This is a genomic window from Streptomyces sp. NPDC005863 (assembly GCF_042871345.1).
GTDB lineage: Bacteria > Actinomycetota > Actinomycetes > Streptomycetales > Streptomycetaceae > Streptomyces.
The window spans coordinates 158,803-174,939 of sequence record NZ_JBIAII010000010.1; the positions used below are offsets into that span (position 1 = coordinate 158,803).

Consider the following 16,137-nt stretch of genomic DNA (forward strand, 5'->3'; position numbering starts at 1 on the left):
TGACCGTGACAGTTCGGCGCCGGGTGACCGTCACGATTGAGCCCCGCTGACCGGCAGGCCCTCACTCCCCGGCTCGGCCCCCCGGCTCCAGCGGCGGGGACTCGACCCCCAGGCACGTCTTGCACTGCGGCGCATTGCCGTGGTCGCCGTGCCAGTCCGCGGGACGCGGCCGTACGAAAAGCGCGGCCGCCGCCGCCGCGAGGACGAACAGCCCCGCGCACCCCCACGCCGCCTTGCCGAAGGCCGAGTCGAGCGCGCCAGGATCCGCGTACGCCGTCCCGGACAGGCCGACCGCGAGCGGCAGACCCGCGACGACGAGCAGCTGCGCGATACGGGCGGCCGTGTTGTTGACCCCGCTGGCGAGCCCGGCGCGGCCCGCGTCCACCGAGGCGAGCACGGTCGCCGTGAGCGGCGCGACGAACAGGCTCATGCCGAGGCCGAGCACCACCACCGCGGGCAGCACCTCCGTGACGTACGCCGCGCCCGGCCGGACCCGCAGCAACAGCAGCACCCCGGCGGCCGCCACCAACGGCCCGGCGACGAGCGGCAGTCGGGGCCCCAGGCGGCGCGCCAGATCACCGGCGGACGCGGAGAGCAGCAGCATCAGGATCGTGATGGGCAGCGTCGCCGTGCCCGCCTGCAGCGCGTCGTACCCGAGCGTCGTCTGCAACTGCACCGGCAGCATGAACAGGATCCCGCCGATGGCCGAGTACAGGCAGAGCGTCATCACATTGGCCGCGGTGAACAGGCGGGAGCGGAACAGTTCGAGGGGCAGCATCGGATGGCGCCTGCGGTGCTCGACCACGAGGAACGCGGCGCCCGCGGCGAGGCCGAGCACCCCGGGCAGGACCACGCCGGACGCCGACGTGTCACCGGACGCGCCGATCAGCGAGAAGCTGATGCCCGCGAGGAACAGCGCGGCGAGACACGCGCCGGGCACGTCGAAACGCTGCTGGGCCGCCGTCTCGTCGCGGCTCTCGGGCACGTGCCGCACCGCGACCAGGACCAGCGCGGCCAGCGGCACATTGATCAGGAAGATCCACCGCCAGCCCGGCCCGTCGATCAGCCAGCCGCCGAGGAAGGGGCCGACGGCACCGGCCACACCGCCGAGGCCCGACCACGCGCCCACCGCGCGTGCCTGGTCCTCGGGCCGGTACGAGGCGCGGACGAGCGCCAGCGACCCCGGGGTGAGCAGCGCGCCGCCGATGCCCTGCAGCGCGCGGGCCGCGATCAGCATCCCGGCGTCCTGCGCGACACCGCACAGCGCGGACGCCGCCGCGAACCACACCACCCCGACGACGAGGGTGCGCCGCCGCCCGACGCGGTCGCCGAGCGCGCCGCCGAGCAGGAGCAGCGCCGACAGCGTGAGCATGTAGGCGTTGACGACCCACTGCAGGGAGGAGAGGGAGGTGTGGAGGTCCCTGCCCAGCGTCGGCAGGGCGACGTTGACCACGGTCCCGTCGAGCAGCGCCATGCCCGACGCGAGCACCGCGCACGCCAGGACCCAGCGCCCGCGGGCCGAGGCGAGCGCGACACCGGAGTCCGGCCCGGCGCCGGCGGGCACCCGCCCTTGAGACCCCGGGCGCCCTGGCTGTCCCGGACGTCCCGGCTGCCCCTGACGCCCCGCCGGACCTGAAGCCATCGCCCTCCTCCGCCCTACGCGCCAGCCCTACCCGCCCGTCCTACATGTGCACCGCGCCGTCACCCGACTCCCGGTGCACGGGCGCTCCTCGGCGGTACAGGACGAAGGTAACGATCAGGCCGACCGCGAAGAAGAGCGCCGACCACCAGTACGCGGTCGAGTACGACTGCATCGCCGCGTCGGCCCGTACCTGCGGCGTCGGCTTCTTGCCGACGAGGTAGTTCGAGGCGGCCGTGGTGGCCAGGGTGTTGAGCAACGCGGTGCCGATCGAACCGCCCACCTGCTGGCAGGTGTTGACCATCGCCGACGCGACGCCCGCGTCGTGGGCGGCGACACCGGCCGTCGCCATGCTCATCGCCGGGGCGAAGACGAAACCCAGGCCGAGCCCCGCGACCAGCAGGGGCGGCAGCACGTGCGCCGGATAGCTGCTCGTCACGTCGAGGGCGGTGAGCCAGGCCATGCCGGCGGCCGCGAGCCCCATGCCCAGCGGCACGATCGGTTTGGCGCCCACCCTCGGCACCAGGAAGTTGGTGGTCACCACCGAGCCCACCACCATCACCGCGACCATCGGCAGGAACGCAAGGCCCGTCTTGACCGGCGAGTACTCCAGGATCTGCTGGAGGTAGTACGTCAGGAACAGGAACACCCCGAACATGCCGGCGCCGGAGATGAACATCGCGAGGAACGACGCCCCGCGGTCCCGGTCCAGGACGACCCGGAGCGGCAGCAGCGGATGCGGGGCGCGTGCCTGCCACCATCCGAACGCCGCGACCAGCACCACCCCGACGACCAGGAAGCCCCACGTCAGCACGGAACTCCAGGCGTGCGTCTCGGCGTTGGAGAAGCCGTAGACGATGCAGAAGAGTCCGGCCGACACGAGGAACGTGCCGGGCACGTCCAGCTTGGGCCGGTCCGGGGGAGCGCCGGGGTGCAGCAGGCGCGCGCCGCCGAGCATCGCGACGACGGCGAAGGCGAGGTTCACGTAGAGGCACCAGCGCCAGTTCAGATACTCGGTCAGCACGCCGCCGAGCAGCAGGCCCACCGCGCCGCCCGCGCCCGCGATGGCGCCGTAGATGCCGAACGCCTTGGCGCGCTCCCGCGGATCCGTGAACGTGGTGGTGAGCAGCGACAGGGCGGCGGGCGCGAGCAGCGCGCCGAACAGGCCCTGGAGCGCGCGGGCCGCCACCAGCATCGAGAAGCTGTTCGCCGCGCCGCCGATCGCGGAGGCCACCGCGAATCCGGCGAGACCGGCCAGGAACACGATCTTCCGCCCCACCAGGTCGGCGATGCGGCCGCCGAAGAGCAGCAGGGAGCCGAAGGCGAGGGCGTACGCGGTGACGATCCACTGGCGGTTGCCGTCGCTGAACCCCAGATCCTTCTGGGCCGAGGGCAGCGCGATGTTCACGATCGTCGCATCGAGCACGACCATCAGCTGGGCGATGCCGATCACTGCGAGGATCAGCCAGCGGTGTTCGTGACGCCCGCCGCCCGTGCTGAGCACGGTGGCCGACGCGTCGGCCTCGCGTGCGGGATCAGGCCCCGGCACGGTCCCCGGCGTGGACGTGGCTTCACGGTCCATGGTGGCCTCCAGACGCCCCCGCCCCACGCTAAACGCCCTGATCGGGTGACGCGACCGGGAGCCGGCGGGGCCGGCCGGGGCCTCTGCGGGAGAGGCCCCGGTACGGCCCTGGGCGCTACGAGGCCCGGTCCGCGGCGAGCAGCAGCTCGCTCACCCGCTCGCGGGCGCGCGCGACCCGTGAGCGCACGGTGCCGATCGGGCAGCCGACCGCGTCGGCCGCGTCCGCGTACGGCAGCCCGGCGAGCTGGGTCAGGACGAACGCCTCACGGCGCGGCGCGTCGAGCGACTCCAGGAGGTCGAGCAGGGCCACGCCCTCCTCGAAGCCGGGCAGCCCGCGTGGCTGGGCGCGTTCGGCGGCCGCCTGCCAGTCACTGGTGTCGGCGATGCGCGGCCGGGCCGCCGCCGAACGGAAACGGTCGGCGACGGTGCGCCGTGCGATGGCGAGCAGCCAGGTGCGGGCCCCGGCGCGCGCCGCGTACCCGTGCAGCGAGGTGAGGGCCCGCAGATACGTCTCCTGGGTCAGGTCGTCGGCGCCGTGCAGATCGCCGCTGAGGTGGGCCACGAAGCGCCAGACGTCGCGGCGGGTGGCCTGCACGAACTGTTCGAACGCCGCGGGGTCGCCGTCACGGGCGGCGAGCGCCCACTCGGTGATGCGGTCGTCACGGCTCTGGTCGGTACCGGGCCGCGTCCGCAAAAGGGCAGGTGTCATCGCAGAAGGTCCTTCGGTGAAGGGAGTTCGGAGAGCGCCGCGGCACACCCGGCGCGGGCTGTGCCCCCGGGAGCGCGGACGCCGAAGATCCGCCCGGCACCGAGGGGTGCGGGCGGTTGTCAGGAACTGACCGGAAGGACCGGTGGACCTCTGCGGGAGACGACGTGCTGGAGAAGGACCCCGCGCAGCCGCGGTACGGGAACGAGCGCGCCGACCGGGGGCGGCGACGGGGGAAGCGCGGCGACCAGGACCGCGAGGACGAACCGCAGCGGCACGAACACCGCGGCGGCCAGGGCGCGTCCGGTGCGGAAGACGGCGGCCTCGCCGCGCCACAGCCACAGCGCGCAGAGCAGCGCGGCGACGACGTGGGCGAGGAGCATGCCGAAGCCGCTGTGCCCGAAGACGGACATGACCCAGTGGGAGACGCCTTCGTCCGGCATGCCGACGGAGTGCGGCGAGACCGCGGAGGCGCCGGCGCCGGAGGACGACCCGGACATCGACCTTGACATCGACCCGGACATCGGCATCGGGTGGTTCATGTGGTTCAGGCCGTCGCCGCCGGAGCGGGGCGCCGTGGATGCCGACGACAGGCCGCCGGCACCCGGCGCGGCGCCCAACCGCTGGGCGAGGCCGAACAGTTCGTGCAGGGACAGCTGGGCCGCGACGGTGGCGGCCGTGACGGCCGCGACGCCGCGCTCACGGCCCGTCAGCCACCAGGCCGCGGCGGCCGTGGCGCCGAACGCGTACGCCACCGCCCACCAGGGCAGCGGGGCATCGGACATGAGCGCGTGACCGAAGGCCGTCGTCACCACGCAGACGGCCGCGAACATCGCGGCTCGTGCGAGGCGGAACGCGGGCCCGGAGGTCATGGGGAGCATCGTGCCAGGCGACGACGGGGCAGGGGGTGGCGAGTCCAAGAGATGCCCGAAGTGCACCGAACTGCCGGGATATTCCCGGTATGGCCCCGGCGGGGCGATCCCGTCGGACGGCACGCGGGACCACCTTCCGCGTGCCGCCCGGCGGACGGTTGCAGGACCACTTCCACGTGCCGCCCGACGGGCAGTTGCCGCCGCCGACGACCCTACGAGCGCTCGGTCGCGTCCTGCACGTCCAGCGTCTCGGCCGCCTCCGGGGACGCCGGAACCTGCGGCGCGGCCTGGGGACCGGGGCCGACGGTCCCGCCGCGCCGCGACAGCACGCCGCTCGCGTAACTCGCGATGGGCTGGGCGAAACGGGCCGTCAGTGGGCCGACGATGACCAGGATCAGGACGTACGCCGTCGCCAGCGGGCCGAGCGACGGCTCGATGCCCGCCGTGACCGCGAGCCCCGCGATGACGATGGAGAACTCGCCGCGCGCCACCAGCGCGCCACCCGCCCGCCAGCGGCCCTTGACCGAGATGCCCGCGCGGCGGGCCGCCCAGTACCCCGTCGCGATCTTCGTCAGAGCGGTGACGACCGCGAGCGCGAGCGCGGGCAGCAGCACCGGCGGAATGCTCGACGGGTCGGTGTGCAGTCCGAAGAAGACGAAGAATACGGCGGCGAACAGGTCCCGCAGCGGCGCGAGCAGCGAGTGTGCCCCTTCGGCGACCTCACCGGAGAGCGCGATGCCGACCAGGAAGGCGCCCACGGCCGCGGAGACCTGCAACTGCTGTGCGATGCCGGCGACCAGGATGGTCAGACCGAGCACCACCAGGAGCAGCTTCTCGGGGTCGTCGCTGGAGACGAACCGCGAGATGACCCGCCCGTACCGCACCGCGACGAAGAGGACGAGCCCCGCGGCGCCGAGCGCGATGGCGAGCGTGAGGCTGCCCGCGGCCCAGCCGACACCGGCCAACAGGGCGGTGATGATGGGCAGATAGACGGCCATCGCCAGGTCTTCGAGGACGAGGATGCTGAGGATGACCGGGGTCTCGCGGTTGCCGAGCCGGCCGAGGTCGCCGAGGACCTTGGCGATGACGCCGGACGACGAGATCCAGGTGACGCCGGCGAGGACGACGGCGGCGACCGGACCCCACCCCATGAGCAGCGCGGCGGCGGCGCCCGGCAGGGCGTTGAGCGTGCAGTCGACGAGTCCGGCGGGGTACTGCGTCTTGAGATTGCTGACGAGGTCGTTGGCCGTGTACTCCAGGCCGAGCATCAGCAACAGCAGGATGACGCCGATCTCGGCGCCGATGGCGACGAACTCCTCGCTCGCCCCGAGCGGCAGCAGCCCGCCCTCGCCGAACGCGAGTCCGGCCAGCAGATACAGCGGGATCGGCGAGAAGCGGAAGCGGCCCGCGAACCGGCCGAGCAGCCCGAGCGCGAGGATGATCGCGCCGAACTCGATCAGAAAGACAGCGGAGTGCATGCGCTCACTCCCGCCCGAGTATCGTCGCGGCCGTCTCCACGCCTTCGCGCGTACCGATCACGATGAGGGTGTCGCCCCCGGCAAGGCGGAAGTCCGGCGCCGGCGAGGGGATGGCGTCGGCCCGCCGGAGCACCGCGACGATCGAGACGCCGGTGTCGGTCCGCATCCGGGTCTCGCCGAGGAGGCGGCCGTTCCAGTGCGAGGTGGCCGACAGCAGGATGCGCTCGGCGACCAGGCCGAGGTCGGTGGTGTGCAGCAGGTTGGGGCTGTGGTGCGACGGCATCAGGGCGTCGATCAGCGCGTCCGCCTCGCCCGAGCTCAGGCGCATCGACAGCGCGCAGGCGTCCGGGTCGTCGGAGCGGTAGGCGCTCACTGTCCGCGCACCGTCCCGGTGTGCGACCACCGAGAGGCGCTGCTGTTCTCGGGTCGTCAGGTCGTACCGGATGCCGATGCCGGGAAGCGGCGTACGGCTGAGTCGTGATGCGGGCACAGGTTCTCCCCTTGCGTGAATAGACGATCTCCCCCGGCTGTCACCCTATCGGGGCCAAGGATTGGCAAAATCCCATTCGCTCACGACGGGGTCGCGGGCTCGGCAGGGCCGGGGGAGGGGGAGAGAGCCGTCAGTCGGTCAGCGTGACGCAGGGGAGCCCGACGCTGTCGGAATCGCGGAAGCCCTCCGCGCAGAGGCGGGTCCCCGCGGGGAAGTGCCGCTGGGGGTACGCCTGGTCCCGGTAGGTCCGGAACTTCGCGACGTCCTCCACCTTCGTGTTGGCGCTCCAGCCGTTGGTGGTCCACACGCGCGCGCGGATGCGGCTCGGCTGGTTGCCGTTGATGACGGACACCTCGACCCGGCCCAGATAGGTGCCCGAGTCGTAGGTCTCGATGCAGACCGAGTGATTGCACCACTTGCCGTCGGCGACCGCCGAAGGACCCGTGGCGATGAGACAGCCGAGCGCGGCGGCGACGGCGCCGATTCCCGCGGCGATCCGATGGGTGATGTCATGCATGGCGAGCGACCCTCAAGCCTTCTTCACGGGCCCGCGCCCAGGCGGCGGACCCTGTCGGTTGATGCCTTGCGGGCCGGCGCGGCGCCTCCGTACGGCGTCCGCGCGACCCCGCGCGGACTAACGCGGCACAAGATCACGGGTTACGCGCGGTCACACGTCAGGAGGCCGGGCCGCGGTCGCCCGCGCGCAGCACCGTGTCCACCGTGTCCGCCTCATCGGGGGACTTGTCCTCCCGGTAGCGCACCACACGGGCGAAGCGGAGCGTGACGCCCGCCGGGTAGCGGGTGGACTTCTGCAGACCGTCGTAGGCGATCTCCACCACGAGCTCGGGCCGCACCGTCACCACGTAACCGCTGGTCTCGACCGCGAGCTCCTGGAGGCGCTCGGTCTGCCAGGCGAGCATGGCGTCCGTCATCCCCTTGAAGGTCTTGCCCAGCATGGCGAACGTGCCGTCGGGCCGCCGCGCCCCCAGGTGCAGGTTGGAGAGCTTCCCGGTGCGGCGTCCGTGCCCCCACTCGGCGGCCAGGACGACCAGGTCCAGGGTGTGGACGGGTTTGACCTTCAGCCAGGAGGCGCCCCGGCGGCCCGCCTTGTAGGGGGCGTCGAGCCCCTTCAGGACGACCCCTTCGTGGCCGCGCCCGAGCGTCGCCTCGAAGAACTCCTGCGCCTCGCCGCGCAGCCGTTCGTCGCCCGGATCGCTCACGAGCGCGCGCCGCACCCGCATCGGCTCGGGCACCAGGGCCTGGAGCTCCGCGTGCCGCTCGGTGAACGGCAGGTCCAGCAGATCCCGTCCTGCCACGGACAGGACGTCGAAGAAGACGGGGGACAGCGGCAGCCCGGCCGCCGCGGCGGACACGTCGAGGCGCGAGCCGACGCGCCCCGCGATCTCCTGGAACGGCCGCGGTCTGCCGTCCTCGCCCAGCGCGATGACCTCGCCGTCCAGGATGAAGTGGGTCCCCTTCAGGTCGAGCGCCGCGGCGGTCAGTTCGGGGAGCCGGTCGGTGATGTCGTCCAGGGTGCGGGTGTAGACGCGGACGTCGTCCCCGCTCCGGTGCACCTGGACGCGGATGCCGTCGAGCTTCTCCTCGACGGCGCACGCCCCCAGCTTGTCGATGCCTTCCGCGACCGACGCGGCGCTGTGCGCGAGCATCGGCAGCACGGGACTGCCCACGGTCAGACGGAACTCGTCAAGGGCCTCGGCGCCGCGCGACAGGAGCGCCTGCGCCACCGGGCTGACGGAGCCGGCGAGCATCACCGATCGCCGCACGGCGTCCGCCGGGGTCTCCGTGGCGAGCGCGAGCCCTTCGACGGCCACCGCGTCCAGCGCGCCCTGGCGCACCTCACCGGTGAGCAGGCCGATCAGGAACCGCTGCTCGTCGGCGGTGGCGGCGCCCATCAACGCGCCGACGAACCGCTTGCGTTCGGTCTGCGACCCGGCGCCGGACACCGCGCCGATCGCGGTGAGGGACTCGTCCACGCCGCGCACCGTCAGCGTCGGCTCGTCGGCGGGCGGGCCCGCGTCCTTCAGCAGGCTCCAGCCGATGCCGAGCCGCCCCTGCGGAAGCCTGCCCGCCAGGTACGGGATGACGATGGGCACGTCGTCCGGCTCGGCGGCCCGGAACAACTCGGCGAGCAGCGCGATCTTCTTGGACCGCGCCGAGGTGGCGGCCACTTCCTTGGACACGTCCGCGAGCCGGGCAAGCAGCATGGGGCCATCCTGCACCGGCGCCGGGCACGGCGCATGTGCGCCCTCACTTGCGTCCGCCGTCCTCCTATTCGAAGTCGTCGAAGCCCTCGGGACCGTCGAAGTCCTCGGTGAAGTAGCTGTCGTGCCGGATGCGGAACTCCTTGAGCTCCTCGGGGCCGCGTCGCGACATCTCCGCGACCCGCTCGAAGTACTCCTCACGCGGGGCACCCGGCGAGAAGAGCATGAGCATGGACGTCGGCTCGTCCGTGACGTTCCTGAAGGCGTGCAGACCGCCGACGGGGACGTACAGGAAGTCCCCCTCCCGGCCCGTCACCCACTTGTCGCCGTCGAAGAGCTCCAGCTCGCCGGAGAGGACGTAGAAGGACTCGGACATCGCCCGGTGGAAATGGGGTTTGGCCCCCGCGGAGCGTGGGGCCAGCTCCGATTTGTACAGACCGAACTCGCCGCCGGTCGACGCATGGGTGGCGAGGTAGTGCGTGGATCCGCCGGGAGAGGAGATCTCCGCCGGTGTGCCGGCCGTGCGGAAGGAGGCGTTCACCTCGCCTTTTGTGCCGTGGTAGCGGGGCTGCGGATACGAGAGATCGCGCGGGTACGACATGACGCGCTCCTTCGGTGGGCCCCCCGCCGGCCGGCTCCTCCGGCCCGTGGGCGGCTCTGCACCGGCATCGTGCCGCCCGCGCCGGGTGGGCGGCATCGGGCCCGCGACTGATCCCGGAGGGGGTCGGGAGGAGGCCGTGGGTCCTAGGACATTTGACCGAGACGATCACCGACGGGTGACGAGGAGGGAAATGGAGGCCGGTATTCCAAGGGTCTCGCCGGAGCGGTCGCGAGGTCGCCGTTCGGCGAGGGTGATGTTGCTCAGGGAGACGCGTGCAGGCGCCTGTGGCGGGCACCCGGACGGCAGACGTTCCGAATCTTGAAAGGTGAGTGATGCAGGTCACATGGATTTGTCGGCGGATTTGCGTAATGAGAGCCCTTTGTCCCGGGTCCTAAGGACACAGGAGCACCCGCGACCGCACCGCCGAGACATGCAGCACCAGAAGTGGAGCCCGACCATGGCCGTCACCCTCGAACAGCACGTACGCGCCCGTCTCGTCACCCCCGAGGGCCGCGAACGTGGGCTGGCCGTGGTCCTGCGCTACTCGGCGGAAGACCCCCTGGCCGTCCAGATGATCTTCCCCGCGGAGGCATCGCTCGACGGCGTCGAGGTCACCTGGATCTTCGCCCGTCAGCTTCTGGAAGAGGGGCTCAGCGCCCCGGCGGGCGGCGGTGACGTGCACATCTGGCCGTGCGGGCGGGCCCGGACGGTCCTGGAGTTCCACGCCTACCAGGGACTGGCCCTCGTGCAGTTCGACACGATGGTGCTGCGCCGCTTCCTGGTGCGGTCGTACGGCGTGGTGCCCGCGGGCGCCGAGGACGAGAGCATGGATCTCGACAGCGGTCTGTCGCGGCTGCTCGGCGGTGTGTGAGTGAGCGATCAGCGCGACGGCAGCGCGGGCGCGGCGCCGGGGACTCCCGCGGCGTACAGCGCCGGCCGCTCGCTCATATCCACCGCGGTGCGCACGCCGGTGCGCAGCGCCGCCACACCGGCCTCGGCGACGGCCGCCGCCGCGTATCCGTCCCACGCGCTCGGGCCCGTGACCCGGCCCTCGCGGGTGGCGGCCACCCACGCCCGCACCTCACGGTCGTACGCGTCGGCGAACCGCACCAGGTAGTCCTGCGTCACCTCCTCCTGCGCGCGCCCCGACTCCCGCACGACCATCGTGTGCGCGTCGCCCAGCGCGGCGCTGCCCCGCTCGCAGACCGCCTCGCACCGCACCTCGTAACCGCATCCGCTGTTCACGAAGATCTCCACGTCGACGACGGCGCCCCCGGACGTCTCGAAGATCACCAGCTGGGGGTCGAGCAGCCCGCGCGGGGCGTCCGCAGACGGCGCCGGACGCACCACCGTCACCGCGGTGATCTCCTGGCCGAGCAGCCAGCGCGCCGCGTCGATCTCGTGTGAGACCGAGCTGCTGATCAGCATCGACGAGGTGAAGTGCGGCGGCGACGACACATTCCGGTGGCGGCAGTGCAGCAGCAGGGGGCGGCCGAGCCGCCCGGAGTCCAGCAGGGATTTCAGGTCCGCGTATTCGGTGTCGTACCGGCGCATGAACCCCACCTGGATCAGCCTGCGGCCCAGCCGGGCCTCGGCCTCCACGATCCTGAGCGCCGACGTCGAGTCGGGGGTCAGCGGCTTCTCGCAGAGCACCGGGAGGCCGCGCGCACAGGCCGCGAGCAGGGCCTCCTCGTGCGCCCCCTCCGGCGAGGCCACCAGGACCGCGTCCACCCCGGGAGCGGCCAGCGCGGCCGCCGCATCCCGGTGCACGGACACTCCGGCGCGCCCCGCCACCGCCGCCTCGGCCCGCGCCACGTCGGGGTCGGCGACCGCGACCACCCGGGCCCCGCCCACCGTCGTGCCGATCCGGTGCACATGGTCGGCGCCCATGTGGCCGGCCCCGAGGACGGCCACCCCCAGCAACTCGCCCATCCGACGCCCTCCCGATGCCCGATCAGTCGCCGCGGCCTCCCGCGCGCGTGCGTCGGGCCACCGTAGCCGCCCGACGCCGGACCACCACGACGCAGCCGGCGAGCAGGGCTGCCGCGCCCGCGCCGACCATCAGCATCGCGGGCCAGTCGGAGTCGTCCGACTGCGCGCTCAGGGCGGCCTTGCCGGCGGCGTGCGCGGGCTGCGGCCCCGTCCGGTCCGCCTTCGGCGGCGGCAGCAGCGAGCCGACCGGGCCCACCTTGCCGGCCGCCGCGAACCCCCAGTCCAGCAGCGACCTCGCCTCCTCGTACACGGCACGCCCGCCGCCCGCCTGGGGGTTCATCACCGTCACGACGAGGGTGCGGCCGTCCCGCTGGGCGGCGCTGATCAGCGTGGACCCCGCGTGGCTGGTGTAGCCGTTCTTCACGCCGAGCAGGCCCGGGTAGGGCGTCACGCCGTCCGCGCCGGTCAGCAGCCGGTTGGTGTTCTGGATGGGGTACGACCAGCCGCCCGCCGGGAACTTCGCGGTCCGGGTCGAGCAGTAGCTCGCGAACTGCGGGTCGGCGAGCCCCGCCCGCCCGAACACCGCCAGGTCGTACGCCGACGAGACCTGGCCCGGGGCGTCGTAACCGTCGGGAGAGACGACGTGGGTGTCCCGCGCGCCGAGCTCGCGGGCCTTGACGCGCATCTGCCGCACGGTCGTGTCCAGGCCGCCGTTGAGCCCCGCGAGGACGTGCACCGCGTCGTTCCCCGAGCTGAGGAAGACGCCGCGCCACAGATCGGACACCTGGTAGGTGCGGCCCGCCGCCACGCCCACCATGCTGCTGCCCTCGCCGATGTCCTCCAGCTCGTGCTCGTCGACGACGTGCTGCATCCGGGCGTCCAGACGGGGGAGCGTCGCCAGGGCGAAGAGCGACTTCAGCGTCGAGGCGGGCGGCAGCTGGCGGTGCGCGTCCCGGGCGGCGAGCACCTCGCCCGTCTGGGCGTCCGCCACCACCCAGGCGAGCGCGGACACGCTGCTCGGCAGACCGGGGGCGCCGGGGCCCGGCCTGACCTGGACGCCGGGCCGGTCCAGGAGGGCGGACGAGTAGGCGGGCAGGGGCCGCGGCGGCGCCGGTTCGGCCGGGACGTCGGTGGCGGCGGCCGGCGAGGACAGGAGGACCAGAGCACCGAGCGCTAGGGCCGCGGTGCGTACGGAGGAGGGGCGCGGAAGGTACCTGATGACCATTCAGTCACCGTATGAGCGCCATCCGAAGTCCGCAGATCGGCTTGGTCCGGCTGGATGTATGCGGGGGCGGGAGCCCGGTCACCTGCGGTCGGGGCCGGCCCGGGGCGCCTCGCGCTGCTGGGAGCCGGGCGGCGTACGACGGGGCGGTGGCCCGATGCCCGATGCTCGATGCACCGCGGCGGTCCCGGCCGTCGCCGGGTCCGGTACCCGCGACGGCCGAAGGTTCCGGACCCGGCGGGCGTGGATCAGGCCGGCAGGTTCTTCTCCACGGCGGCGACGAGCTCCGGCGCGTCGGGCTCGGTCTGCGGCGAGAAGCGGGCCACCACGTCACCCGCCGGGCCGATCAGGAACTTCTCGAAGTTCCAACGGATGTCACCGGTGTGGCCCTCCGCGTCCGCCGTGCCGACGAGCTTCCCGTACAGCGGGTGCCGGTCGCCGCCGTTGACGTCGACCTTCTCCGTCATCGGGAACGTCACGCCGTACGTCGCCGAGCAGAACTCGGCGATCTCGTCGGACGTGCCGGGCTCCTGGCCCATGAACTGGTTGCAGGGCACGCCGAGGACGCTGAACCCGCGCCCCGCGTACTGCTCGTGCAGCCGCTCCAGGCTCGCGTACTGCGGGGTGAGCCCGCACTTGGAGGCGACGTTGACGATCAGGACGGCCTTGCCCTCGTACTGGCGCAGGTCGGCGGGGCCACCCTGCAGGGCGCCGATTTCTTCTTCGTAGACAGACATAGTGACCGAGCCTACGCCTCGCGGTGCAGCCTGCCCCGGGCGACCAGCTCGACCGTGAGCGCCACGGCGACTGCCTGGACCGCCATGAGGGCGATCAGGACGAACAGCTGCACGGCGCCGGCGAGGACCGGCGAGGCGCCGCCGAGCAGCATGCCGACGAACGCGCCGGGGAGGGTGACCAGGCCGACCGTGCGGGTCTGGTCGAGGCCGGGGAGCAGCGCGTCCGACGCGGCCGGGCGGATCACCTCCAGACGGGCGTCGCGGTCGTCGAGGCCCAGGGCGATGCCGGCCTCGAACTCGCCGAGCCTGGTGTGCAGTTCGTCCAGGGACCGGCGCCCCGCCAGGACGGTCGCGGTGAGCGCCCCGCCGATCAGGATGCCCGCCACGGGGATCATGGCGATGCCCCGTACGGGAACGAGGCCGGCCAGAGCGAGGCCGGTGACCACCGGCACGACGGGTCCCGCGATCGGCAGCACCGTCCACCACCACGTGCCGTTCGGCGTGACCCGCCGCCCCGCGGTGCGGACGGCGACGGCGCACATCAGGAGCAGGAACCCGAACAGCGCCGGCGTGTGGTGCACCACCCAGCCGATCGCCAGGGAGACCACCGCCAGTTGGGCGCTCGCGCGGACCCCGGCGACCAGGATCTCGCGCGCCCGGCCGCGCGAGCCGTCCGGGGCGAGCCGGAAGACGGCGGCCGTCGTCGCGGCGGCCAGCAGCAGCACGAGCAGCGCCACGGCGAGCGCGGTGTTGACCGGCAGAAGGGCCTGGGCGGCGAGGTTGCGCACGGGCTCACCCTAGATCGCCCTGCCGGAGTGCTCGACCTGTAACGATGGGTGGGTAAGACGTGCAGCGAGAGAAGGGCTGGAGTCATGGCGCAGCAGGTGCGGGGCGTGATCGCACGCGCGAAGGGCGAGCCGGTACGGATCGAGACGATCACCGTCCCGGATCCGGGGCCGGGAGAGGCCGTGGTGAAGATCCAGGCGTGCGGCGTCTGCCACACCGACCTGCACTACCGGGAGGGCGGCATCAACGACGACTTCCCGTTCCTGCTCGGGCACGAGGCCGCGGGCGTCGTGGAGTCGGTCGGCGACGGCGTCACCGAGGTCGCCCCCGGCGACTTCGTGATCCTCAACTGGCGAGCGGTGTGCGGCCAGTGCCGCGCGTGTCTGCGCGGCCGCCCGCAGTACTGCTTCGACACGCACAACGCCCGGCAGAAGATGACCCTGGCGGACGGCACCGAGCTCTCGCCCGCGCTCGGCATCGGCGCCTTCGCCGAGAAGACCCTCGTTGCCGCGGGGCAGTGCACCAAGGTCGACCCGGACGCCTCGCCGGCCGCGGCCGGGCTCCTCGGCTGCGGCGTGATGGCGGGCATCGGCGCCGCCATCAACACCGGCAACGTCGGCCGCGGCGACTCGGTCGCCGTCATCGGCTGCGGCGGCGTCGGCAACGCCGCGGTGGTGGGCGCCCGGCTCGCGGGCGCCGCCCGGATCATCGCCGTGGACATCGACGACAAGAAGCTGGAGACGGCGAAGAGCCTGGGCGCCACGCACACGGTCAACTCCCGCTCCGCCGACCCCGTCGAGGCCGTGCGCGAGCTGACCGGCGGCAACGGCGCCGACGTCGTCATCGAGGCGGTCGGCCGCCCCGAGACGTACGAGCAGGCCTTCTACGCCCGCGACCTGGCGGGCACGGTCGTCCTGGTCGGGGTGCCGACCCCGGACATGAAGATCGAGCTGCCGCTGCTCGACGTCTTCGGGCGCGGCGGCGCGCTCAAGTCGAGCTGGTACGGGGACTGCCTGCCGTCCCGCGACTTCCCGATGCTCATCGATCTCTACCGGCAGGGCCGTCTGGACCTGGACGCGTTCGTCACGGAGACCATCGCCCTGGAGGACGTGGAGAAGGCGTTCGAGCGCATGCACCACGGCGACGTGCTCCGTTCGGTGGTGGTGTTCTGATGGCGGCCGGGACCACATCGGGCGGTCGCGCGCCGCGCGTCGACCACCTCGTGACCTCCGGGACGTTCTCGCTGGACGGCGGCACCTGGGACGTCGACAACAACGTCTGGATCGTCGGGGACGACAGCGAGTGCCTCGTCATCGACGCCGCGCACGACGCGGACGCCATCGCGGAGGCGGTGGGGGAGCGCAGGCTCATCGCGATCGTCTGCACACATGCCCACGACGACCACGTCGACGCGGCGCCCGCGCTCGCCGACCGTACGGGCGCCCCCATCCTGCTGCACCCGGCCGACACGGAACTGTGGAAGCTGACCCATCCCGACCGCGCGCCCGACGGTGAGCTGCACGACGGCCAGGAACTGGCCGTCGCGGGCACGGTCCTGAAGGTCCTGCACACGCCCGGTCACTGCCGCGGCGCGGTCAGCCTGCACGCCCCGGGCCTCGGCACCGTCTTCACCGGCGACACGCTCTTCGCCGGAGGCCCGGGTGCGACGGGCCGTTCCTTCAGCGACTTCCCGACGATCGTGGAGTCCATCAAGGAGCGGCTGTTGACCCTGCCGCCGGCGACGGTGGTGTGCACGGGCCACGGCGACAGTACGACGGTCGGTGCCGAGGCGCCGCAGCTGGAGGAGTGGATCGCCCGCGGGCACTGACGCTCCGTCCGCTCTTCGACCGTCTGCTCCTCCGACGGACAT

16 protein-coding genes are annotated in these 16,137 nt (G+C 72.9%); 3 read left to right on the forward strand and 13 right to left on the reverse strand.

The features are described from left to right. Positions 1-61: 61 nt before the first annotated feature. The 9 genes from ACFYO9_RS29860 to ACFYO9_RS29900 all read right to left on the reverse strand — a co-directional run bounded on the left by ACFYO9_RS29860 (position 62) and on the right by ACFYO9_RS29900 (position 9,590). Positions 62-1,564 (reverse strand): DHA2 family efflux MFS transporter permease subunit, encoded by a 1,503-nt coding sequence (locus ACFYO9_RS29860; protein ID WP_358776395.1) that lies wholly within the window; start codon positions 1,562-1,564, stop codon positions 62-64. 118 nt (positions 1,565-1,682) lie between these two features. Then, complete coding sequence (locus tag ACFYO9_RS29865) at positions 1,683-3,221, reverse strand: MFS transporter (RefSeq protein WP_358776397.1); 1,539 nt, start codon at positions 3,219-3,221, stop codon at positions 1,683-1,685. Positions 3,222-3,336: 115 nt separating this feature from the next. After that, positions 3,337-3,930, reverse strand: coding sequence for a sigma-70 family RNA polymerase sigma factor (locus tag ACFYO9_RS29870; RefSeq protein ID WP_358708146.1), 594 nt, complete (start codon positions 3,928-3,930; stop codon positions 3,337-3,339). Between the two features lie 119 nt (positions 3,931-4,049). After that, entirely contained in the window at positions 4,050-4,799 is a 750-nt protein-coding gene (locus ACFYO9_RS29875; protein WP_358776399.1) for a hypothetical protein, read from the reverse strand. Between the two features lie 212 nt (positions 4,800-5,011). Further along, positions 5,012-6,277 carry a cation:proton antiporter gene (locus ACFYO9_RS29880; protein ID WP_358776401.1) on the reverse strand — a complete coding sequence of 422 codons (1,266 nt, stop codon included), beginning with the start codon at positions 6,275-6,277 and terminating at the stop codon, positions 5,012-5,014. Between the two features lie 4 nt (positions 6,278-6,281). Further along, entirely contained in the window at positions 6,282-6,767 is a 486-nt protein-coding gene (locus ACFYO9_RS29885; RefSeq protein WP_355815639.1) for a TrkA C-terminal domain-containing protein, read from the reverse strand. A 130-nt stretch (positions 6,768-6,897) separates the two neighbouring features. Then, positions 6,898-7,284: a hypothetical protein gene (locus ACFYO9_RS29890; protein ID WP_355815636.1), complete on the reverse strand. Its 387-nt coding sequence runs from the start codon at positions 7,282-7,284 to the stop codon at positions 6,898-6,900. Between the two features lie 157 nt (positions 7,285-7,441). After that, positions 7,442-8,992 carry an ATP-dependent DNA ligase gene (locus tag ACFYO9_RS29895; RefSeq protein ID WP_358776403.1) on the reverse strand — a complete coding sequence of 517 codons (1,551 nt, stop codon included), beginning with the start codon at positions 8,990-8,992 and terminating at the stop codon, positions 7,442-7,444. A gap of 64 nt (positions 8,993-9,056) precedes the next feature. Further along, positions 9,057-9,590, reverse strand: a complete 534-nt coding sequence (locus ACFYO9_RS29900; protein WP_358776405.1) for a cupin domain-containing protein — start codon at positions 9,588-9,590, stop codon at positions 9,057-9,059. 457 nt (positions 9,591-10,047) lie between these two features. On the opposite strand from ACFYO9_RS29900, the gene ACFYO9_RS29905 reads away from it, so the two are divergent. Continuing rightward, positions 10,048-10,461 carry an SsgA family sporulation/cell division regulator gene (locus tag ACFYO9_RS29905; RefSeq protein ID WP_355815628.1) on the forward strand — a complete coding sequence of 138 codons (414 nt, stop codon included), beginning with the start codon at positions 10,048-10,050 and terminating at the stop codon, positions 10,459-10,461. Between the two features lie 8 nt (positions 10,462-10,469). Here ACFYO9_RS29905 and ACFYO9_RS29910 read toward each other — a convergent pair whose 3' ends face one another. From ACFYO9_RS29910 to ACFYO9_RS29925, 4 genes are all read right to left on the reverse strand, one after another. Then, a complete protein-coding gene (locus ACFYO9_RS29910) occupies positions 10,470-11,522 on the reverse strand; it encodes a Gfo/Idh/MocA family oxidoreductase (RefSeq protein WP_358776407.1) in 1,053 nt (350 codons plus the stop codon). Between the two features lie 22 nt (positions 11,523-11,544). Continuing rightward, positions 11,545-12,747 (reverse strand): serine hydrolase, encoded by a 1,203-nt coding sequence (locus tag ACFYO9_RS29915; RefSeq protein ID WP_358776408.1) that lies wholly within the window; start codon positions 12,745-12,747, stop codon positions 11,545-11,547. Positions 12,748-12,992: 245 nt separating this feature from the next. Continuing rightward, on the reverse strand, positions 12,993-13,481 hold the full coding sequence (locus ACFYO9_RS29920) for a glutathione peroxidase (protein WP_355815620.1): 489 nt from the start codon (positions 13,479-13,481) through the stop codon (positions 12,993-12,995). Positions 13,482-13,492: 11 nt separating this feature from the next. Continuing rightward, positions 13,493-14,269: an ABC transporter permease gene (locus ACFYO9_RS29925; protein WP_358776409.1), complete on the reverse strand. Its 777-nt coding sequence runs from the start codon at positions 14,267-14,269 to the stop codon at positions 13,493-13,495. A gap of 84 nt (positions 14,270-14,353) precedes the next feature. Between ACFYO9_RS29925 and ACFYO9_RS29930 the strand changes: the two genes are divergently transcribed. Next, the gene (locus ACFYO9_RS29930) at positions 14,354-15,439 is read left to right on the forward strand and encodes an S-(hydroxymethyl)mycothiol dehydrogenase (protein ID WP_355815615.1); all 1,086 of its coding nucleotides are present in this window, start codon (positions 14,354-14,356) and stop codon (positions 15,437-15,439) included. Then, positions 15,439-16,095 (forward strand): MBL fold metallo-hydrolase, encoded by a 657-nt coding sequence (locus ACFYO9_RS29935; RefSeq protein ID WP_358776411.1) that lies wholly within the window; start codon positions 15,439-15,441, stop codon positions 16,093-16,095. The genes ACFYO9_RS29930 and ACFYO9_RS29935 overlap by 1 nt, the downstream gene beginning before the upstream one ends. The last annotated feature ends 42 nt before the right edge of the window (positions 16,096-16,137 follow it).

Bases quoted from the DNA above. Each gene is read 5' to 3' on its own strand.
- ACFYO9_RS29865 (WP_358776397.1), bottom strand. From the start codon at position 3,221: ATGGACCGTGAAGCCACGTCCACGCCGGGGACCGTGCCGGGGCCTGAT.
- ACFYO9_RS29870 (WP_358708146.1), bottom strand. From the start codon at position 3,930: ATGACACCTGCCCTTTTGCGGACGCGGCCCGGTACCGACCAGAGCCGT.
- ACFYO9_RS29875 (WP_358776399.1), bottom strand. From the start codon at position 4,799: ATGACCTCCGGGCCCGCGTTCCGCCTCGCACGAGCCGCGATGTTCGCG.
- ACFYO9_RS29880 (WP_358776401.1), bottom strand. From the start codon at position 6,277: ATGCACTCCGCTGTCTTTCTGATCGAGTTCGGCGCGATCATCCTCGCG.
- ACFYO9_RS29890 (WP_355815636.1), bottom strand. From the start codon at position 7,284: ATGCATGACATCACCCATCGGATCGCCGCGGGAATCGGCGCCGTCGCC.
- ACFYO9_RS29895 (WP_358776403.1), bottom strand. From the start codon at position 8,992: ATGCTGCTTGCCCGGCTCGCGGACGTGTCCAAGGAAGTGGCCGCCACC.
- ACFYO9_RS29900 (WP_358776405.1), bottom strand. From the start codon at position 9,590: ATGTCGTACCCGCGCGATCTCTCGTATCCGCAGCCCCGCTACCACGGC.
- ACFYO9_RS29905 (WP_355815628.1), top strand. From the start codon at position 10,048: ATGGCCGTCACCCTCGAACAGCACGTACGCGCCCGTCTCGTCACCCCC.
- ACFYO9_RS29910 (WP_358776407.1), bottom strand. From the start codon at position 11,522: ATGGGCGAGTTGCTGGGGGTGGCCGTCCTCGGGGCCGGCCACATGGGC.
- ACFYO9_RS29915 (WP_358776408.1), bottom strand. From the start codon at position 12,747: ATGGTCATCAGGTACCTTCCGCGCCCCTCCTCCGTACGCACCGCGGCC.
- ACFYO9_RS29920 (WP_355815620.1), bottom strand. From the start codon at position 13,481: ATGTCTGTCTACGAAGAAGAAATCGGCGCCCTGCAGGGTGGCCCCGCC.
- ACFYO9_RS29930 (WP_355815615.1), top strand. From the start codon at position 14,354: ATGGCGCAGCAGGTGCGGGGCGTGATCGCACGCGCGAAGGGCGAGCCG.
- ACFYO9_RS29935 (WP_358776411.1), top strand. From the start codon at position 15,439: ATGGCGGCCGGGACCACATCGGGCGGTCGCGCGCCGCGCGTCGACCAC.